14 protein-coding genes are annotated in these 19,649 nt (G+C 63.5%); 7 read left to right on the top strand and 7 right to left on the bottom strand.

What is annotated here, in order from left to right; translation table 11 throughout:
• Nucleotides 1-58 precede the first annotated feature (58 nt).
• Together INQ47_RS16430 and INQ47_RS16425 are read left to right on the top strand one after the other, a co-directional pair.
• Nucleotides 59-4,258, top strand: coding sequence for a deaminase domain-containing protein (locus INQ47_RS16430; protein WP_404702118.1), 4,200 nt, complete (start codon nt 59-61; stop codon nt 4,256-4,258).
• A 90-nt stretch (nt 4,259-4,348) separates the two neighbouring features.
• On the top strand, nt 4,349-5,551 hold the full coding sequence (locus INQ47_RS16425) for an MFS transporter (RefSeq protein ID WP_404702117.1): 1,203 nt from the start codon (nt 4,349-4,351) through the stop codon (nt 5,549-5,551).
• Nucleotides 5,552-5,683: 132 nt separating this feature from the next.
• Here the strand turns inward: INQ47_RS16425 and INQ47_RS16420 are convergent, their stop codons facing one another.
• Nucleotides 5,684-8,704 carry an FAD-binding and (Fe-S)-binding domain-containing protein gene (locus INQ47_RS16420; RefSeq protein WP_392521301.1) on the bottom strand — a complete coding sequence of 1,007 codons (3,021 nt, stop codon included), beginning with the start codon at nt 8,702-8,704 and terminating at the stop codon, nt 5,684-5,686.
• Nucleotides 8,705-8,856: 152 nt separating this feature from the next.
• Between INQ47_RS16420 and INQ47_RS16415 the strand changes: the two genes are divergently transcribed.
• Nucleotides 8,857-9,741 (top strand): LysR substrate-binding domain-containing protein, encoded by an 885-nt coding sequence (locus tag INQ47_RS16415; RefSeq protein WP_003254537.1) that lies wholly within the window; start codon nt 8,857-8,859, stop codon nt 9,739-9,741.
• 416 nt (nt 9,742-10,157) lie between these two features.
• Here the strand turns inward: INQ47_RS16415 and INQ47_RS16410 are convergent, their stop codons facing one another.
• From INQ47_RS16410 to INQ47_RS16385, 6 genes are all read right to left on the bottom strand, one after another.
• Nucleotides 10,158-11,576, bottom strand: a complete 1,419-nt coding sequence (locus INQ47_RS16410; protein ID WP_404702116.1) for an amino acid permease — start codon at nt 11,574-11,576, stop codon at nt 10,158-10,160.
• A 640-nt stretch (nt 11,577-12,216) separates the two neighbouring features.
• Nucleotides 12,217-13,284 carry a 23S rRNA pseudouridine(2605) synthase RluB gene (gene rluB / locus INQ47_RS16405; protein ID WP_252461646.1) on the bottom strand — a complete coding sequence of 356 codons (1,068 nt, stop codon included), beginning with the start codon at nt 13,282-13,284 and terminating at the stop codon, nt 12,217-12,219.
• Between the two features lie 264 nt (nt 13,285-13,548).
• Complete coding sequence (gene scpB / locus INQ47_RS16400; RefSeq protein ID WP_404702115.1) at nt 13,549-14,316, bottom strand: SMC-Scp complex subunit ScpB; 768 nt, start codon at nt 14,314-14,316, stop codon at nt 13,549-13,551.
• Complete coding sequence (locus INQ47_RS16395) at nt 14,303-15,043, bottom strand: ScpA family protein (RefSeq protein ID WP_162149596.1); 741 nt, start codon at nt 15,041-15,043, stop codon at nt 14,303-14,305. The genes scpB and INQ47_RS16395 overlap by 14 nt, the downstream gene beginning before the upstream one ends.
• A 110-nt stretch (nt 15,044-15,153) precedes the next feature.
• Nucleotides 15,154-15,783 carry an L-threonylcarbamoyladenylate synthase gene (locus INQ47_RS16390; protein ID WP_103444853.1) on the bottom strand — a complete coding sequence of 210 codons (630 nt, stop codon included), beginning with the start codon at nt 15,781-15,783 and terminating at the stop codon, nt 15,154-15,156.
• A 13-nt stretch (nt 15,784-15,796) separates the two neighbouring features.
• Nucleotides 15,797-16,657: a PHP domain-containing protein gene (locus tag INQ47_RS16385; protein WP_252461648.1), complete on the bottom strand. Its 861-nt coding sequence runs from the start codon at nt 16,655-16,657 to the stop codon at nt 15,797-15,799.
• 67 nt (nt 16,658-16,724) lie between these two features.
• Between INQ47_RS16385 and INQ47_RS16380 the strand changes: the two genes are divergently transcribed.
• The 4 genes from INQ47_RS16380 to INQ47_RS16365 all read left to right on the top strand — a co-directional run bounded on the left by INQ47_RS16380 (nt 16,725) and on the right by INQ47_RS16365 (nt 19,649).
• Nucleotides 16,725-17,318: a septation protein A gene (locus INQ47_RS16380; RefSeq protein ID WP_404702114.1), complete on the top strand. Its 594-nt coding sequence runs from the start codon at nt 16,725-16,727 to the stop codon at nt 17,316-17,318.
• Between the two features lies 1 nt (nt 17,319).
• Nucleotides 17,320-17,619, top strand: coding sequence for a YciI family protein (locus INQ47_RS16375; protein ID WP_021783441.1), 300 nt, complete (start codon nt 17,320-17,322; stop codon nt 17,617-17,619).
• Between the two features lie 787 nt (nt 17,620-18,406).
• The gene (locus tag INQ47_RS16370) at nt 18,407-19,084 is read left to right on the top strand and encodes a response regulator transcription factor (RefSeq protein WP_020193052.1); all 678 of its coding nucleotides are present in this window, start codon (nt 18,407-18,409) and stop codon (nt 19,082-19,084) included.
• Nucleotides 19,085-19,232: 148 nt separating this feature from the next.
• A complete protein-coding gene (locus tag INQ47_RS16365) occupies nt 19,233-19,649 on the top strand; it encodes a Spy/CpxP family protein refolding chaperone (RefSeq protein WP_103444750.1) in 417 nt (138 codons plus the stop codon).

The following is a 19,649-nucleotide window of genomic DNA, read 5'->3' as shown; positions in this document are numbered from 1 at the left end:
ACCTGCCCCGCCCCTCCCCCACGCAGACTCGTGCCTCCAACCGCAAAGAGGCAGAGCCATGCCATCCATCACTGACGCCGCCGACCTACTCGCCCGGATAGACACCCTGGACGCCGAAAGCGTGCGCCTGCACAGCGACCTGTCCGGTCCAATGGACCTGGCGACATCGCTGCACGAACATTTCACCCAGGCACTGGGCTTCACAGACCTGTTCCCCATCGACCTGAACGATCATGACCTGCGCCAGCAGCTGACCGAGGCTTTCGCCCGTGAACCGGCGCGCGAGCACTTCAACCGCATTCTGCGACGCCCCGCCGGCAGCCAAGTGCAGGCAAACCTGGTGGCGACCTTGCAGGCAAAACTGGCCCATATCGTGATCACGACAACCGATGCCTCACTCATCGCCGAGCTGAGCGAAGGCCTGCCCTATCCATGGCCCTACGCCAGTTGCAGCCTGGCCCAGGCACTCTGGGCTCGCCGGGTGTGCCTGACCCAGCGCGACTGCTTCGTAGCGGCCGCCTTGCTGCTGTACCCCAGTTTGCCAACTACCCCCCTGCCCCCACGATCGCCTTCCCGTCCACTGATGCTGGACAACTACCTGGACCTCCCCACGCTGGCCAGACACCTGCTGAAGCCTCCAGCCGGCGTTCACCTTGCCGTACACCTGTTCAACGCTCTCGGTGCCACCCTCTATGCACAAGGCAGGCGCTACCGCCCGCCCACTGCCCGCGAACGGGAGGCAGGCGTAACCCCTGATCAAAATGGAAAGGCGTTTCTCCCAGGCCCGGCATTGAATGCACCAGCAGCTCAAGCGCTCGACGCCCTGTTGCATTCATCCATGTTCACCCGATGGGCCGGCGAACTGGCCGCCTCGGCAGAATGGGACGCCAGCTCCGATCACTTGGCCTTGGCCGAACAAACCTTGATCGACGTGTTGTACCCACCCGATGACCGCCAGCCGGGGCTGATCATGGCTTTCGATCTGTTCAGCCCGGACAATGCTGCGCGCCCCGTGGAGGAAATCCGCCTTGATCTGATCAACAGCGTGCAAATCCGCCTCGCCTGCACCCCGGCGATTGCGCAACTGGCCGGTGAGCTGCTGATGCGCCGCTTCGCCCCCGAACTACTGCTCGGTGGCTACCCGGCCGACTTCAGCTTCGAGCCCGACCTGCGCTGGGCCAGCATCCGCCAGGGAGCCCTGATACTCAGCGCCCGCCAGCAACCGATGACCTTCGACAACGCAGAGCAGGTCATGCGCCAGGCCCTGCAAGAGGATGACCCTGTTCCCGAAGAAGCACTGCGCCAGACGCTGGCGGTGTGGGCCCCCTTGCGCGGATCATTCGAACTCCCCCCGCCCTGGTCGCACCAGCAATGGCAATTGGCGTTGCACCGCTACCTGGCGGTCAGGGACGTTGAAAGCCTCAACGACCTCCCGGACCGCTTCGAGGAGGCGCGTCGTCAGTTGCTCCAGAGCCGGATAGCGCCAGAGTCGCGTAATGCTGACGGCCAAGAGCACCTGCTGATGTACCTCGACCATGGCGCAGGCTACCGAAACAACCCCCGCTTACCGGACGTGACCGCCTGGTATGAAGTGGCCTTCGGCGCTTGGGAACAGCGCGCCATCATCATCTACCAAGGTATCCTGCACCGCTGTTTTAGCCACCTGCCGGAAGACATCAAGGACCGCCTGCGTGATGGCCCCTGGACCGCCTACGCCGTTACCTGGCCGATCTACGTGGGCCCCCATAACCGACCTGAGTACGGCTCCAGCCCCAGAGCGGACTGGCACATGCAGACGGCCACCCAGGGTTTCGTCGTACATGCCCCTGGCACCGAGGGCGATTGGCTTTACGAGCTGTTCCCCGAACGGCTGCACTGGCAAGCGCACTTCATTGCCCGCACAGCGCCGACACGCCTGGCCGAGCAATTGACGCTGGTCTACAGCGAATACAACCAATCGCAACTGCCGTGGCTTGCTGCCGACTTCCCCGCCTTGCGACAAGTGCTCAGCGCCCCTTCGCAGGATCGCCTCGACTCACTGGCCAGGCATTACGCCAGCGATATCGCCTTGGGCAATCGGGATGCCTTGCATGCATTGGGCAAAGGCGCTACCCCGCACGAACAATTCCTGGCCAGGCGCCAGTCCGTGAGCACTGGGCGCTACTTGCAACGGTTGTTTTCCAACCTGATACCAGGCTTGAGTTGCCTGAACCCAGAGGATGGCAGCGATGCACTGGCTTGCGTCCTGGACATCGCCGCGCTTAAAGGCGCGGCAGTCACGCTCGGTGGACGGGCCTTCAAACCATTGGCCAAGCTTCCCGGCGTGCTGGGCCAAAGCGCCAACACCGCGCGCCTGAACGCCGCGCGCGCTGCCCGACGCTGGAACAGCATCCCCGTCACGCCCGACGTCAGCGAGCGCATTACCCCGCCCAAGCGCTGGCGCAGCGCGCCCGAACTGACGACGGTCGCCCCCGAATCCCGGGAACTCATGACGCAGCGAAGGGTACTGCCGGGCCAGACGCCCGATGCCCTGCTACTTGACCAGATACCCGGCAGCCATGGTCCGGTGCCACGCGAGCTGCCTGAGACAGCCACACTGATCCCCCGCGACAATGCCACGGTCGATGCAATCATTCACGGCGCCGCCTATCGCCTTCAAGCACCGAACACCTCGGGACTAGTACGTCGTGTTGCCCATGAGCCACTACTCGGCCAGCCGCCCACCGTGGTGCCGCCGCCCTACCCCGGCGGCGAAGCGGAAATGGCCCTAAGCTTCTCGCCCTTGCCAAATGACGCGGGCACACCCGTGTTCGGACAACACGTCAGTCACGCCTTCCAAACCGTGCGGATCGAGCCGGTACCGATTCGTTACCGCCCGCAGCACACGCGCTTCGACATCTGGGCGCAGGTCATGGTGCGCGAAGGCAAGGTCGTCGTGCACGCCCCTAATCACCCCAGGCGATTGAAAGCCTTGCCCGTCGAAGAAACCCAGTTACGCCTTGGCGTCATCTCGCCGCCCGTTTACCACAGGCGCATCGTGGTCGATCCATCGCCTGAACTGCGCTTTGGCCTGCCTGCGGACATGCCGATCGAACAAGTCAGGCAGATTACCGAACACTGCCCTCCCGTGCGCCTGGGCGGGCTGGCACGGACCATCCCCGATCGCCGTACCCTGCGCGGCGCATTGATCGACTGGCGCGGTGAGCAGTGGTTGATCGTCGAGGCCGATCTGGGAATTTTTTATGGAGCCCCCCATCAGCCCTGGGCGTGGCAGACAAGGCTGCTGGATACCCCGGCAGTGCCAGCTTCACTGCCACATCCACCCAGAGGGCTGCGTCGCAAGTTCGAGAGAATCACCGACCACGAGGCCATCGAGCGGTACCTGGAAATCAGCGAAACCTACCGCATCGTCGCCGAGCGCCCCAACCTGCAGCGCGATGTCGATAACGTGGTCAGATTGCTGCGCGACTGGATAGAACAAGGGCGAACATGGCAGCTCCGCCACCCCTCGCGATTCCTGCAGTTCATCGAAGCCATGGAGTCACGCCTGCTCCCGGATTACGCGCGCAACATCCTCACGCAGAGCGCGGCCCAGGACGCTTTGGCGGGCCCCGCCAGTCGCGGCATCGCAGCGTTGAACCGGGAGATAATCCCGATCTGGAGGCAGTTCCACAGCACCAGCGCCGCAGACCGCCAACACATCCTTGGCGTACTGGACGATCTGCTTCCTGCGCGCGGCGCCACTACCCCTTACACACCGGCAGCAGGTGCGCAGTCGCTTGACGACAACGCGATGGCCGCCTTGCGTCAGCACCTCTACCCAGTCAACCTGGCCTTTGCCAGCGTCACGCTGAAGGACCATAGCCGCGTGGTGTTCTTCGCCCTGTCAGGCAGCCCTGGCCGACGCGCATTGCATATCATCCCGACGCCCCGCCTCACACCGGCAGTGGACTACGTCGATGCACGTCAGGTTAACCAGTTTTTCCCGCCAGACCCGCGGTTTACCGAGTTGCCAATCCTGCGGCGCGCAGATTTCCTGTCGACGCGCGTCCATAAGCGACATCTCGATGCCGAACGGCACATCGCCAGCGCGCTGAACCGCAGACTGCTTCACCGCCACACCGAGGTCGAGCGTATCGAAGTCTTCACACTGCTCGACTCCTGTCGCTCCTGTGGCGGCTTCGTCCTGCCGCGCTTGCGGCTGGATTACCCGCAAGCCGAGTTCAGTGTGACCTGGATGCTCGATTACACCAACTGACTACAGGCTGACAGCTTCGCCCGCAAACACCCTTGCTGTGGTTAAGATGGCGGCGCACACCGCCATCCTTACCGCAGCAACGGATCCCCAATGCCACCACGCAGTCCCACGTCCCTTGCCGTCACTGGGCAAGTCGTCTCCATCGTCCTGTTCACCTTCATCGGCTACCTGAACATCGGCATCCCACTGGCCGTGTTGCCCGGCTATGTGCACAACGACCTGGGGTTCAGTGCCGTGGTCGCCGGCCTGGTGATCAGCGTGCAGTACCTGGCCACCCTGCTCAGTCGCCCTGGCGCCAGCCGCATCATCGATAACCACGGCAGCAAGAAGGCGGTCATGTATGGCCTGGCCGGCTGCGGGCTCAGCGGGGTATTCATGCTGGCCTGCGCCTTCCTCACCCAGCTGCCTTGGCTGAGCCTGGCTTGCCTGCTGATCGGCCGCCTGGTGCTGGGCAGCGCCGAAAGCCTGGTGGGCTCTGGCGCGATCGGCTGGGGCATTGGCCGGGTGGGTGCCGCAAACACGGCCAAGGTCATCTCCTGGAACGGCATCGCCAGCTATGGTGCGCTGGCCATCGGCGCCCCGCTGGGCGTGCTGATGGTCAAGGGCCTCGGGCTGTGGAGCATGGGTGTGAGCATCATCCTGCTGTGCGTACTCGGTTTGCTGCTGGCCTGGCCCAAGCAAGCCGCCCCCATCGTCAGCGGTGTACGCCTGCCGTTTCTGCGGGTGCTGGGCAAGGTATTCCCGCATGGCTCGGGGCTTGCCCTGGGCTCGATCGGCTTTGGCACCATCGCCACCTTCATCACCCTGTACTACGCAAGCCGCGGCTGGGCCAATGCGGCGCTGACCCTGAGCCTGTTCGGCGCCAGTTTCATCAGCGCACGACTGCTCTTTGGCAACCTGATCAATCGCATCGGTGGCTTCAGGGTGGCGATCGCCTGCCTGTCGGTGGAAGTGCTCGGGCTGTTGATGCTGTGGCTGGCACCCAACGCCGAACTGGCCTTGGCGGGGGCTGCACTGAGCGGGTTTGGTTTCTCGCTGGTGTTTCCGGCGTTGGGCGTGGAGGCAGTGAACCAAGTGTCGGCAGCTAACCGCGGGGCGGCGGTGGGGGCTTATTCGCTGTTCATCGACTTGTCACTGGGGGTGACCGGGCCATTGGTCGGTGCGGTGGCGGCGGGGTTCGGCTTTGCTTCGATGTTTCTGTTCGCGGCGGCGGCGGCGGCGTGCGGGTTGGTGTTGAGCCTCTATTTGTACCGCCAGGCGCGCCGTGGCAGGGACCGTACAACAGAAGCCTGAAATCCGCTGCCGGCCTCTTCGCGGGCAACCCCGCCCCTGCAGGGTTGACGCGCCAGCCTGGCGTGCACGATCCCCCGTAGGAGCGGGTTCACCCGCGAAGGGCTGCAAAGCAGCCCCCAAAGGCCCAGAACCTTAGCGCTGAGCGTACTGCAACACCACCTCAAGCGGGTGACGCATCTTCCGCTCGGTCATGCGCTTGACCTGGCTACGGCACGAATAACCGGTCGCCAGCGGCTCCCCTTCCTTGTCCAGCTTGGTCGCCCAGCTCTGCTCGAATATGACCCGAGACGTTTCCTGGTTGCGGGCTTCGTGCCCATAGGTACCGGACATACCGCAGCAACCCGTGGCCTCGGTCACCAGCTTCAGCCCCAGACGGGCGAACACCTGCTCCCACTGCCGGGTGCTGGCCGGCACGTTGGTCTTCTCGGTGCAGTGCGCCATCAGGCGGAAACTGCCCGGTGCGGTCGGCGCCTGCTCGGGCAGCACATCCATCAGCCATTCCTGCGGCAGCAGCACCTGCGGGCAACCCTCCAGGCCTGGCACTTTCTGATACTCCTGGCGATACACCAGCGTCATCGCCGGGTCCAGCCCCACCAGCGGCACGCCGCAATCGGCCAGGGCCTTGAGCTGCGTGGCGTTGCGGATCGCCGCCTTGGCAAATGCGCCAAGGAAACCCTGTACGTGCAACGGCTTGCCGTTGGCGCTGTACGGTGCCAGGAATACCCGGTGGCCCAGCCGGTGGGCAAGGTCGATGAAGGCCGACAGCAGCGGCGTTTCGAAGTAGCGGGTGAAGGCGTCCTGCACCAGCACGATGCTGCGTTCGCGCTGGGCCGGGGTCAGCTCGCGCAAGGCCGGCACCGTGGCCATGCCAACGCGGCAACGGGTCAGGGTAGCCTGGAAGTTGAAGCGGCTGATCAGCGGGCTGTCGACCATGCCCACCTTGTCGGCCAGCAGTTGGCTCACCCACTTCGAGCCCATCACCGCGTTGTACAGCCCCGGTGCGTGCGCCAGGTAGGGGATGGTGAACTCGAGCGAGCCGATCAGGTAGTCACGCAGCGGGCGCTGGTAGCGGCCGTGGTACAGCTCGAGGAAGCGCGAGCGGAAGTCCGGCACATTGACCTTGATCGGGCACTGCCCGGCGCACGACTTGCACGCCAGGCAGCCGGCCATGGCGTCGTACACTTCATGGGAGAAGTCTTCCTGGCCCTGGTTGCGCGCGCGGTTGTTGCGCAGACGCGCCGGCAGGCCCTTGAGCCACGACACCTTGTTGCGCGCCGCAGCCAGCACATCAATGTTCGCCTCGCCCTGCAGGCGCAGCCACTCGCGCATTAGCGAGGCGCGGCCCTTGGGTGAATGCTGGCGTTCGCGGGTAGCCTTCCACGACGGGCACATGGCGTCGTTGGGGTCATAGTTGTAACAGGCGCCATTGCCGTTGCAGTGCACGGCGCTGGGGAAGTCCTGCCAAACGCGCTCGTCAATGGTACGGTCAAGGTCGCCGCGCAGGGTCACGCCATCGACCGGGGTCAGGCCCTCGGCGCTGCCCGGCGGTGTGCAGATCTTGCCCGGGTTGAGCTGGTTGTGCGGGTCAAAGGCGCCCTTCAGGCGCTGCAAGGCCGGGTACAGCTCGCCGAAATACTCGGGCACGTATTCCGAGCGCAGGCCTTTGCCGTGCTCACCCCACAACAGGCCGCCATAACGTTTGGTCAGCGCGGCAACGGCGTCGGAAATCGGCTTGACCAGCGCAGCCTGCGCCGGGTCCTTCATGTCCAGTGCCGGGCGCACGTGCAGCACGCCGGCATCGACGTGGCCAAACATGCCGTAGGCCAGGCCGTAGCCATCGAGCAGTGCGCGGAAATCGGCGATGTAGTCGGCCAATTGCTCTGGCGGTACCGCGGTGTCTTCCACGAACGGCTGCGGGCGCACTTCGCCTTCGACGTTACCCAGCAGGCCCACCGAGCGCTTGCGCATGGTATAGACGCGGGTGACTGCCTCGGCGCCTTCGGCCAAGGTGTGGCCCAGGCGCTCGACGCTGGTGTCGCTTTGCAGATGCTGGATGAACGCCTGCACCTTGGCGTTGACCTCGGCCGGTTCGTCGCCGCAGAACTCCACCAGGTTGATGCCCAGCGTGGGGCGCTCGGGGTCCGCCGGAAAGTACTCGGCAACGCTGTGCCAGACGATGTCTTTCATCGCCAGCATCAGCACCTTGGAGTCGACCGTCTCGATCGACAGCGGCTTGTGCGCCATCAGCGCATTGGCATCACGCAGCGCATCCATGAAGCTGGTGTAGCGTACGTTGACCAGCACCGCATACTTGGGAATCGGCAGCACGTTGAGTTTGGCTTCGACCACGTAGCCCAGCGAGCCCTCGGCGCCGCACAGCACGCTGTTGAGGTTGAAGCGGCCCTGCTCGTCGCGCAGGTGCGCCAGGTCGTAGCCGGTCAGGCAACGGTTGAGCTTGGGGAAGGTGGTTTCAATCAGTTCGGCCTGGGTTTCCTGAATTTCCCGGGCCATGCGGTACACCTCACCGACCCGGCCCGGCGCGGCGCAGGCCTGCTCCAGCGCGGCATCGTCGATCGGCAGGCTGTGCAGGCGTTCGCCACCGAGCAGCACGCTGTGCAGCTCCAGCACGTGGTCGCGGGTTTTGCCGTAGGTGCAACTGCCCTGGCCACTGGCATCCGTGTTGATCATGCCGCCGACCGTGGCGCGGTTGGAGGTGGACAGCTCAGGGGCGAAGAACAGCCCGTGCGGCTTGAGCGCAGCATTGAGCTGGTCCTTGACCGTACCGGCCTGTACCCGCACCCAGCGCTCTTCCACGTTGATTTCGAGAATGTTGTTCATGTGCCGCGACAGGTCGACGACGATACCGTCGGTCAGCGACTGGCCGTTGGTGCCGGTGCCACCACCGCGCGGGGTCAGCTTGACCTGCTGGAAGCGCGGCTCGCCCATCAGCGTGGCGACCCGCGCCACATCGTCGGCATCCAGCGGGAACACCGCCGCCTGCGGCAAACGCTGGTAGATCGAGTTGTCGGTGGCCAGTACCGTACGGGTTGCGTAGTCGGCACTGATCTGGCCACGGAAGCCGCTGTTGCGCAGGGCTTCGAGGAATTCGGGGTAATTGGCGCTCGGTGCAACGGTGGACAGCTGGGCGATCATCGAAGGATGGCCTCTTGATATTGGCTAGATCACGGGATACCTGTCGCCCCGGCATGGGTTCAGGCATGCAGGGATGACGTATAGGCCAATGTTCCTGTAGTTTCGCGTCAGGGGCAAACGGATAATCCTGCCGCTATCAATGACTTTTATGAATGAATTACCGCCACCTGACCCCATCCATGTCACTGCTGCTGGCTTTCGAGGCCGCCGCCCGGCATGAAAGCTACACCCGCGCCGCCGCCGAACTGTCGCTGACCCAAAGCGCGGTCAGCCGCCAGGTACAGGCCCTGGAGCAGCAGTTGGGCCTGACCCTGTTCCGTCGCGAGGGGCGCCAAGTACAGCTGACCGATGTCGGCCGCCTGTACCAACGCGAGCTCAGCGAGGCACTGGGGCGCATCCGCAGCGCTACCTTGCAGGCACTGGCCTATCAATCAGGGGTGGGCACCTTGCGCCTGGCTACCCTGCCAACATTCGGCTCGAAATGGCTGTTGCCGAGGCTGCATGCGTTCTACAGCGCTCACCCGGGCATGCTGGTGCACATTCATTCACGCATTGAAACCATCAACTTCGACACCAGCGAAATCGATGCCGCCATCGGCGTGGCCAGCCACGACCTGCCGGGGCTTGTCTGCCATCGCCTGCATGCCGAAGAGCTGGTGGTGATCTTGCCGCCGGAGGCCGGCGTCGGCAGCCAGGGCTGGAGCCCGGCGCGGATCAGTGAAGAGGTGCTGCTGAATGTGGCCAACAACCCGCATGCGTGGGGCGAGTGGTTTTCCCATCATGGCTTGCCGCATCGTGCGATGCGGCTGGGGCCGAGCTTCGAGCTGACCTCGCACCTGATCCAGGCGGTACGTGCCGGGATCGGGATCGGGCTGGTGCCGCGCATATTGGTGGAGGAGGAACTGGCCAAGGGAGAGCTGTACAGCCCAGGTGTGGCGTTTGCCAGCCAGCGCAGTTATTACCTGATCTACCCGCCGAGGAATGAGGCGCTGCCGTCGCTGCGGGCATTCAGGGGGTGGTTGCTGGAGCAGATCTGATTTTTGGCGGGATCACCTGACCTGAGGGCAACGCTGTACCTGTAGGAGCGGGTTCACCCGCGAAAGGGCCGGGCCTGCTGGCCAGTCTCCACCTGCCGCTCACCGTTGCCGCCGCTACCGTATTCGCGGGTAAACCCGCTCCTACAAGGGTTACGCAAGCCTCAGGCATACCAGGTCGTTGTAGGAGCGGGTTCACCCGCGAACAGGCCGGGCCTGCTGGCCAGTCTCCACCCGCCGCTCACCGTTGCCGCCGCCACCGTATTCGCGGGTAAACCCGCTCCTACAAGGGTTACGCAAGCCTCAGGCATACCAGGTCGTTGTAGGAGCGGGTTCACCCGCGAACAGGCCCGCACAGGCAACAAAAAACCCGAAGCCAGTCACCTGACTCCGGGTTTTCGCATACCGCCTATGGCGCCTTACTTGGCCACAGTCTCAACAGCACCGCCCGCATTCACCTGGCGACGCGACTTGACCATGTACACCACCAACATCGCAAGCAGCCACACCGGGATCGCATACACCGACACCTGGATGCCCGGGATCATCAGCATGATGCCCAGAATCAGCACCACGAAGGCCAGCACCACATAGTTGCCGTACGGGTACCACAGTGCCTTGAACAGCGGCTTCTGGCCGGTACGGTCGAGGTGCTGACGGAACTTCAGGTGCGAGTAGCTGATCATCGCCCAGTTGATCACCAGGGTGGCCACGACCAGCGACATCAGCAGTTCCAGCGCGTTTTGCGGCATCAGGTAGTTCAGCAGCACGGCGACGAAGGTCACGGCTGCCGACACCAGGATCGAACGCACTGGCACGCCACGCTTGTCGACCTTGGCCAGCGACGCCGGGGCATCGCCCTGCTCGGCCATACCCAGCAGCATGCGGGCGTTGCAGTAGGTGCCGCTGTTGTACACCGACAACGCAGCAGTCAGCACCACGAAGTTCAGCAGGTTGGCAGCCACGTCACTGCCCAGCAGCGAGAACACTTGCACGAACGGGCTGCTGCCATAGCTGCCACCCGAGGCGTCGATGCTGGCGACCAGGGTGTCCCACGGGGTCAGCGACAGCAGCACCACCAGGGCACCGACGTAGAAGATCAGGATGCGGTAGATGACCTGATTGATCGCTTTGGGGATCACAGTCTTTGGCTTGTCGGCCTCGGCGGCGGTGAAGCCGAGCATTTCCAGGCCACCAAAGGAAAACATGATGAAAGCCAAGGCCATTACCAGCCCGCTGACGCCGTTGGGGAAGAAGCCGCCGTGTGACCACAGGTTGGCCACGGTGGCTTCAGGGCCGCCGCTGCCACTGGTCAGCAGGTAGGCACCCAGGCCGATCATGCTGACGATGGCGACCACCTTGATGATGGCGAACCAGAATTCGGCTTCACCGAAGAACTTCACGTTCATCAGGTTGATGGCGTTGATCAGCACGAAGAAGGCTGCCGCCGTGACCCAGGTGGGGATCTCCGGCCACCAGTAGTGGACATACTTGCCGACCGCCGAAAGCTCCGACATACCCACCAGGATATACAGCACCCAGCAGTTCCAGCCCGACAGGAAGCCGGCGAAACCACCCCAGTAGGTGTGGGCGAAATGGCTGAACGAGCCGGCCACCGGCTCTTCGACGATCATTTCACCCAGCTGGCGCATGATCATGAAGGCGATGAAGCCGCAGATGGCGTAGCCAAGGATCATCGACGGGCCGGCGGATTTCATCACGCCTGCCGAGCCGAGGAACAGGCCGGTACCAATCGCACCGCCGAGGGCGATCAACTGGATATGGCGGTTCTTCAGGCCCCGCTTTAGCTCGCCTGAATGCATGTTTTGTCCACTCATGAACGAAGTCACCTGCATTGTTTTTATCTGTGACGGAATCGGACCCACCGCGCTCGTGGCGCAGCGGAATGGGCAAGGTGGTTACCTTGGGTTTCTTGACCTCAGGTGCCGCCGGAGCGGGTCAACCAGGCGTGATCAAGAGTGCGCGGTACGCAAGAGAGTCACAGGTAAAACGCGGCGCACTGTATACCCCTGCAAACGCGCAGGCGTCAACGCGTTGCATCGTTTCCTCGGGGAAAAACGCAGCGTTCCTGTGGTACTGGCCTTCAAAGGCGGAGTGATCGGCGTACATGGCGCCTCCATTTGTTGTTTTGTCAGCCCGGCTCTTTGGACGGGCTCCTGCACAAGGCAATGGCGGCTATAACACCGTGGGGACGGGGGTTTGGGCAAGGGTGGCTGGCGCCATGGCGACGGCTTTGGCACAGGGGCGCCGGCAAGGTTTGTTTACACGAGCGGGCTTGATCTGAAATATGGACTGAAAACAGCCACACTCGTACAGATTTCTTTACAAGGCGGATCAAGAACTTGCCAGTCGTCCGAAAATTCTTTTTGTTCAGTATCTTGGGCCGCTTGGCCCACATTCCCGCAGGCATAAAAAAACCAGCCCGAAGGCTGGTTCCTTGATCACCACGCTGGCTTATCAGCCACGCGGCTTGCCGCGACCACGGCCTGCCGGCTTGTCACCCTCAGGCTTGCCCGCACGCTTGCGCATCTCGCTCGGGCGCTCAGCAACCGTGCTGCCACGGTTGGTTTTACGCGGGGCTTCTTCACGCGGCTGACGCGCCGGACGTTCGCCAGTGGCGGCACCTTCGTGGGCCGGGCGCAGGTTGCGCACGCGCTCGCCACGGCCCAGCGGGCGGGTCGACTTGCGCTGCAGGCGCTCCATCTTGTCCTTGGCCTTGAGCTTCATGGCTGGCAGCGCGACCGGCTGCAGGCCTACTTCGGCGGCGAGGATGTCGATTTCGCCCTGGGTCATTTCGCGCCAGCGGCCCATCGGCAGGTCGGAATTGAGGAACACCGGGCCGAAACGCACACGCTTCAGGCGGCTGACCACCATGCCCTGGGATTCCCACAGGCGGCGTACCTCACGGTTACGACCTTCCATCACCACACAGTGGTACCAGTGGTTGAAGCCTTCGCCACCCGGTGCCTTCTGGATATCGGTGAACTTGGCCGGGCCGTCTTCCAGCATTACGCCGGCCTTCAGGCGCTCGATCATCTCGTCGTCGACCTCACCACGCACACGTACCGCGTACTCACGGTCCATCTCGTAGGACGGGTGCATCAGGCGGTTGGCCAGCTCACCGTCGGTGGTGAACAGCAGCAAGCCAGTGGTGTTGATGTCGAGGCGGCCGATGTTGATCCAGCGGCCTTCTTTTGGCCGTGGCAAGCGGTCGAACACGGTCGGACGGCCTTCCGGGTCGTCACGGGTGCAGATTTCGCCGTCGGGCTTGTTGTACATGATCACCCGGCGGGTGGCCTCGGCGGCCTCCTCACGCTTGATCAGCTTGCCGTCCACGGCGATGGCGTCATGCAGGTCGACGCGCTGGCCAAGGGTAGCCTCGACGCCGTTGACCTTGATGCGACCCTGGCTGATCCAGGCCTCGACATCACGCCGCGAGCCCACGCCAATGCGCGCCAGCACTTTCTGCAGCTTTTCGCCGGATGGCGGGGTGATTTCGGTTTCTTTCAGGTCTTGCTCACTCATCTGGGCACCTCCCGGTGTAGGAATGAAAACAGGGTTCTGGCGACGAACGCGCCAAAAGGCCGCGCATCATACGCGGTTCATCAGGGGAACGCACTGGAGGGTAGAGGGTTTTGTGGGGCTGGGCATGATTTTCTGCCCAATGGGCTTTGTGCTGCCACTTCGCGGGCACGCCCGCCCCTACAGGTACGCGCAACCTTCGGGACCTGTGATCCCCCTGTGGGAGCGGGCGTGCCCGCGAAGAGGCCAGCACAGACAACAGATCAATCAGGGCTGCGCCTTGATCTCCTCCTCCACCGGAGGCTCAGGCTCTTCTCCCCGCAAATCATCAAAATCGGTTTTCAAACCGTCTTCCATGGCATCCAGCTCCACCAACAGGCTACGGAAGCTGGTCTCCTCTCTCGGCTCACCAACCTCCTCCTCCCCAAGGCTGGCATCCGCCAACGCCTGCAGGTGCGCAGGCACCGGCGCATCATCCGGGTCGAGTTGCGGCTCTGGTTCCATTTCGCGCAGCTCGGCCAAGGCCGGCAGGTCCTCAAGGCTCTTGAGGTTGAAATGATCGAGAAACGCCTTGGTGGTGGCGAACATCGCCGGCCGCCCGGGCACTTCGCGGTAGCCGACCACGCGAATCCACTCGCGCTCCATCATGGTCTTGATGATATTGCTGTTCACCGCAACGCCCCGCACGTCCTCGATTTCACCACGGGTGATCGGCTGGCGGTAGGCAATCAGGGCCAGCGTCTCAAGCAGCGCTCGCGAATAGCGCTGCGGGCGCTCTTCCCACAGGCGCCCGACCCAAGGGGCATACGCCTCGCGGATCTGCAGGCGATAGCCGCTGGCCACCTCCTTGAGCTCGAAGGCACGGCCATCGCACGACTTGCCCAGCACCTCCAGGGCCCGCTTGAACACCTTGGGCTCGGGGCGCTCGGCCTCCTCGAACAGCTCGTACAGGCGCTCCAGGGATTGCGGCTTGCCCGAAGCGAGCAAGAAGGCTTCGATCAGCGACGCCAGGTCGCGGGGTTCATTCAGGTTCATCGGGTTCTTCAACTGGCGCCGGGCGAAGCCGCACGTGAATGGCGGCGAAAGGTTCATTCTGCACAAGTTCGATCAGCGATTCCTTCACCAGTTCGAGAATGGCCATGAAGGTTACCACCACACCGAGCTTGCCCTCCTCGGCAGCAAACAGCGCGATGAACGGCACAAAGGCACCGCCCTTGAGGCGCTCCAGCACCTGGCTCATGCGCTCGCGGGTGGACAAGGTCTCACGGGTGATCTGATGGCTTTCGAACAGGTCGTTGCGGCGCATCACCTCAGCCATGGACACCAGCAGCTCTTCCAGGCTGACCTGAGGCAACAGCTTGCGTACCTTGGCCTGCGGCGCCTCCAGGCGCGGTACCACCACCTCGCGTCCGACCCGCGGCAACTCGTCGATGCCCTCGGCGGCGGCCTTGAAGCGCTCGTACTCCTGCAGGCGACGGATCAGCTCGGCGCGTGGGTCACCCTCCTCCTCCTCGACGTCGGCGGAGCGCGGCAGCAGCATGCGCGACTTGATCTCGGCAAGCATGGCAGCCATCACCAGGTATTCAGCGGCCAGCTCAAGGCGCACGCTTTTCATCAGCTCTACATAGCCCATGTACTGCCGGGTGATCTCGGCGACAGGGATGTCGAGAATGTCAATGTTCTGCTTGCGGATCAGGTACAGCAACAGGTCCAGCGGGCCTTCGAAAGCTTCGAGGATGACTTCAAGGGCGTCCGGCGGAATGTACAGGTCCAGCGGCAGCTCGGTCAGGGCTTCGCCATAGACCAGCGCCAGCTGCAGTTGCCGAGGCTCCTCGCCCCCTTCGGCCGGCGCCTCAAGCGCTTCCAGCTGGCTCACGCGTTGACCAGGAATGGCGTGGGGTCGCCACAACCTTCGCGGATCAGCTCCGGTTCGTCGCCGGAGAGGTCGATGATGGTCGACGCCTTGAGGTCGCCGAACCCGCCATCGATCACCAGGTCGACATGGTGCTCCAGCCGTTCACGGATCTCGTAAGGGTCGGTCATCGGCTCGCTGTCGCCCGGCAGGATCAGGCTTACGCTCATCAGTGGCTCGCCCAACTCGGCCAGCAAGGCCAGGGTGATGGCGTGGTCCGGCACACGCAGCCCGATGGTGCGACGCTTATCGTGCAACAGCAGGCGCGGCACTTCACGCGTGCCGTTGAGGATGAAGGTGTAAGGCCCCGGCACATGCGCCTTCAGCAAGCGGAAGGTGCCGGTGTCGACCTTGGCATACAACCCCAGTTGGGACATGTCGCAGCACATCAGGGTGAAGTTGTGCGACTTGTCCAGCCCGCGCAGGCGCCGCACCCGCTCGATTGCCGACTTGTCGCCTATCTGGCAACCCAGCGCATAGGCCGAATCCGTCGGATACACCACCACGCCCCCCTTGCGGATGATCTCGACGGCCTGTTTTATCAGGCGCGCCTGTGGGTTCTCCGGATGAATCTGGAAAAATTGGCTCACGTAGTCGTCCTGTTCATAGCGCCAAAGGCTGTTCATGGCTGAATCGACGCCACAAAGGTGGCAGATCCTCGGGCAAAGGCCGATAGGCACCGATCTCGCCCCAGGTGCCGGGGCCGTGGAAGTCACTGCCAGCGCTTGCCAGCAGGCCGAACTCACGGGCAAGGATGGACATGGTGCCCACTTGCTCGGCAGGCATCATCCCGTTGACCACTTCAAGCGCCTGCCCTCCTGCCTGAATATAGTCGGCAATCAGCCGCCTGCGCTTGCTGCGGGTCAGGTCGTAGTGCATGGGGTGCGCCAGGCTCACCCAGGCGTTGGACTGCCTCAGCGTGGCAACGGTTTCGTCGAGCGTCGGCCAGTGCTGCTTGACGTCGCCCAGCTTGCCGGCGCCCAGCCACTTGCGAAACGCTTCGCCACGGTCCTTGACGTGGCCGGCACGCACCAGATATTCGGCAAAATGCGGCCGCGCCGGAGCGTTGCCGCTGTCACCCAGTTCGTGTTGCACGGCGCGCGCGCCTTCAAGCGTGCCGGGCATGCCCTTGGCCGCCAGCCGTTTGTCGATTTCTTCGGCGCGCAGCCAGCGGCCGTGGTGCAACGCTTGAATCGCCGCCAGCAACGGTGGCGCGTCGAGCGGGAAGTCATAGCCCAGCACATGGATGGTTGCGCCGCCCCACGTGCACGACAGCTCCACCCCGCTGACCCAGCGCATCCCCAGGTCAGCGCAGGCCTGGCGCGCTTCGGCCAGGCCTTCGAGGGTGTCATGGTCGGTCAGTGCCAGCGCTTGCACCCCGTGCTCATGAGCCCGGGCAACCAGTACCGAAGGCGACAGGGCGCCGTCGGAGGCCGTGCTGTGACAGTGCAGATCAACATTCATAGAGGAGCGCTTTCGCTGGAATCGATGTTTGTTATTATGCCGTCACATCCCGATTCTGGCTGCCATTGTGAAACAATTCATCGATTTCATCCCGCTGCTGCTGTTCTTCATCGTCTACAAGCTCGACCCGCGCCCCATGGAAGTCGCCGGCCATCACTTCGAATTTGGCGGCATCTACAGCGCCACAGCCATGCTGATCATCAGCTCGCTGGTCGTGTACGGCGCTCTGTTCCTGCGCCAGCGCAAGCTGGAAAAAGGCCAGTGGCTGACGCTGATCGCCTGCCTGGTGTTCGGTGGCCTGACCCTGACCTTCCACAGCGAAACCTTCCTCAAGTGGAAGGCCCCCGTCGTGAACTGGCTGTTCGCCCTGGGTTTTGCCGGCAGCCACCTCATCGGCGACCGGGTGCTGATCAAGCGCATCATGGGCCACGCCCTGACCCTGCCTGATGCCATCTGGGCGCGCCTGAACCTGGCCTGGATCGCTTTCTTCCTTTTCTGCGGCGCGGCCAACCTGTTCGTCGCCTTCACCTTCCAGGACTTCTGGGTGGACTTCAAGGTGTTCGGCAGCCTGGGCATGACCGTGATCTTCCTGGTGGCGCAAGGCGTGTACCTGTCGCGCCACCTGCACGATGACCCTTCTACCTCCAAACCCAAGGATTGACATGCTCTACGCCATTATCGCCAGCGACGTCGCAAACTCCCTGGAAAAGCGCCTGGCTGCCCGCCCGGCGCACATCGACCGCCTGCAGCAGCTCAAGGCCGAAGGCCGCGTGGTGTTGGCCGGCCCGCACCCGGCCATCGACAGCAACGACCCGGGCGAAGCGGGTTTCAGCGGTAGCCTGATCGTTGCCGAATTCGAATCGCTGGCGGCGGCGCAGACCTGGGCCGATGCCGACCCGTACATCGCTGCCGGCGTGTACGACAAGGTTGTGGTCAAGCCGTTCAAGCAAGTACTGCCTTGACCTGAGACGGTACGGCCCTCTTCGCTACAAGGTACCCAAAAACCTTCGGGTCTGTGCCATCCCCCGTAGGAGCGGGTTCACCCGCGAAGAGGCCGGCCCTGCTGGCCAATCTCCACCCGCCGCTCACCGTTGCCGCCGCTACCGTATTCGCGGGTAAACCCGCTCCTACACAGATTGGTGGTGGACACATCTCGTTGGTTGGACACAGACCCTTGTAGGAGCGGGTTCACCCGCGAAAGGGCCGGGCCTGCTGGCCAATCTCCATCCGCCGTTCACCGTTGACGCCGCTACCGTATTCGCGGGTAAACCCGCTCCTACACAGATTGGTGGTGGACACATCTCGGTGGTTGGACACAGACCCTTGTAGGAGCGGGTTCACCCGCGAAAGGGCCGGCCCTGCTGGCCAATCTCCATCCACCGTTCACCGTTGCCGCCGCTACCGTATTCGCGGGTAAACCCGCTCCTACACAGATTGGTGGTGGACACATCTCGGTGGTTGGACACAGCCCCTTGTAGGAGCGGGTTCACCCGCGAAAGGGCCGGGCCTGCTGGCCAGTCTCCATCCGCCGTTCACCGTTGACGCCGCTACCGTATTCGCGGGTAAACCCGCTCCTACACAGATTGGTGGTGGACACATCTCGGTGGTTGGACACAGCCCCTTGTAGGAGCGGGTTCACCCGCGAAGAGGGCCACGCGGTACCAGCAGTTATACTCAGGCCATCAGTCTGCGGTATCTTTGCCACTGGCGGGCCGAATCACCGCCGTCATTGGTTGAATTGAGTGAGTCATGAGCGAGCTGTTACTGATTGATGATGACCAGGAACTGTGCGAGCTGCTCGGCAGCTGGCTGACCCAGGAAGGGTTTTCCGTGCGTGCCTGCCACGATGGCCAGAGCGCACGCCAGGCCTTGGCCGAGCATGCGCCTGCTGCCGTGGTACTGGATGTGATGTTGCCCGACGGCAGCGGCCTGGAGCTTCTCAAGCAGTTGCGCAGCGAGCATGCCGAGCTGCCGGTGCTGATGCTGTCAGCCCGCGGCGAGCCGCTGGACCGCATTCTCGGCCTGGAACTGGGCGCCGACGATTACCTGGCAAAACCCTGCGACCCGCGTGAGCTCACTGCCCGCCTGCGCGCGGTACTGCGCCGCAGCCACCCCACCGCCACGACCAGCCAGATGGAACTGGGTGACCTGGTCTACAGCCCTGCGCGGGGTGTAGCCAGCATCGATGGCCGCGAAATGACCCTGACCCTGTCCGAAAGCCGTATTCTTGAAGCGTTGCTGCGTCAGCCCGGCGAGCCGCTGGACAAACAGGAACTGGCGCAGATCGGCCTGGGCCGCAAGCTGACCCTGTACGACCGCAGCCTGGACATGCATGTCAGCAACCTTCGCAAGAAGATCGGCCCACACGCCGATGGCCGGCCACGCATCGTGGCGTTGCGTAGCCGTGGCTATTACTACTGCCTGTAAAGCTGCGCGCCTCATTCGCGGTACAAGGCCGCGCCTGCACGGGCCACTCATCTTTACTTTGCCTTTACCATCCCCTGACTGCGCTTGACGGTGATCTCCCTAGACTGTGCTCATCCGGTAATCACCGGCCTATGAAAGGAGAGACACCATGCGCAAGACCCTTATCGCCCTGATGTTCGCTGCCGCTCTGCCGACCGTGGCCATGGCCATGCCTGACGGCGGCCCGCGCCACGACGGCCCGCATCATCGCGGTGATGCGCCTTTCCACCAACTGGACCTGAGCCGCGAGCAGCGCCAGCAGATTGGCAAGCTGATGGGCGAGCAGATGCAGCAGCGCCGCGACATCACCGAGCGCTACCTGTCCAAGCTGCCGGCCGCCGACCAGAAGGCCATGAAGGACGAGCTGAAAGCCAGCCGCGACAAGACCGACAGCGCGGTGCGCAACCTGCTCAAGCCTGACCAGCAGAAGAAGTTCGATGAACTGCAAAAGGAACGCGCCGCCAAGAAAGCCGAGTGGCAGGAGTTCAAGGCCTGGAAAGCTGAAAAAGGCGCCAAGGCCCAGTAA

The sequence above is a fragment of the Pseudomonas sp. 3HC3 genome, assembly GCF_044904505.1.
GTDB lineage: Bacteria > Pseudomonadota > Gammaproteobacteria > Pseudomonadales > Pseudomonadaceae > Aquipseudomonas > Aquipseudomonas putida_Y.
Note: the sequence above shows the minus strand (reverse complement) of the source record. Positions and strands in the feature narration are given on the sequence as shown.

Excerpts from the sequence above, each read along its gene's own strand:
- INQ47_RS16385 (WP_252461648.1), bottom strand. The coding sequence starts at position 16,657 with ATGAATGTTGATCTGCACTGTCACAGCACGGCCTCCGACGGCGCCCTG.
- rluB (WP_252461646.1), bottom strand. The coding sequence starts at position 13,284 with ATGAGTGAGCAAGACCTGAAAGAAACCGAAATCACCCCGCCATCCGGC.
- INQ47_RS16420 (WP_392521301.1), bottom strand. The coding sequence starts at position 8,704 with ATGATCGCCCAGCTGTCCACCGTTGCACCGAGCGCCAATTACCCCGAA.
- INQ47_RS16415 (WP_003254537.1), top strand. The coding sequence starts at position 8,857 with ATGAATTACCGCCACCTGACCCCATCCATGTCACTGCTGCTGGCTTTC.
- INQ47_RS16425 (WP_404702117.1), top strand. The coding sequence starts at position 4,349 with ATGCCACCACGCAGTCCCACGTCCCTTGCCGTCACTGGGCAAGTCGTC.
- scpB (WP_404702115.1), bottom strand. The coding sequence starts at position 14,316 with ATGAACCTGAATGAACCCCGCGACCTGGCGTCGCTGATCGAAGCCTTC.
- INQ47_RS16365 (WP_103444750.1), top strand. The coding sequence starts at position 19,233 with ATGCGCAAGACCCTTATCGCCCTGATGTTCGCTGCCGCTCTGCCGACC.
- INQ47_RS16370 (WP_020193052.1), top strand. The coding sequence starts at position 18,407 with ATGAGCGAGCTGTTACTGATTGATGATGACCAGGAACTGTGCGAGCTG.
- INQ47_RS16410 (WP_404702116.1), bottom strand. The coding sequence starts at position 11,576 with ATGAGTGGACAAAACATGCATTCAGGCGAGCTAAAGCGGGGCCTGAAG.
- INQ47_RS16430 (WP_404702118.1), top strand. The coding sequence starts at position 59 with ATGCCATCCATCACTGACGCCGCCGACCTACTCGCCCGGATAGACACC.
- INQ47_RS16375 (WP_021783441.1), top strand. The coding sequence starts at position 17,320 with ATGCTCTACGCCATTATCGCCAGCGACGTCGCAAACTCCCTGGAAAAG.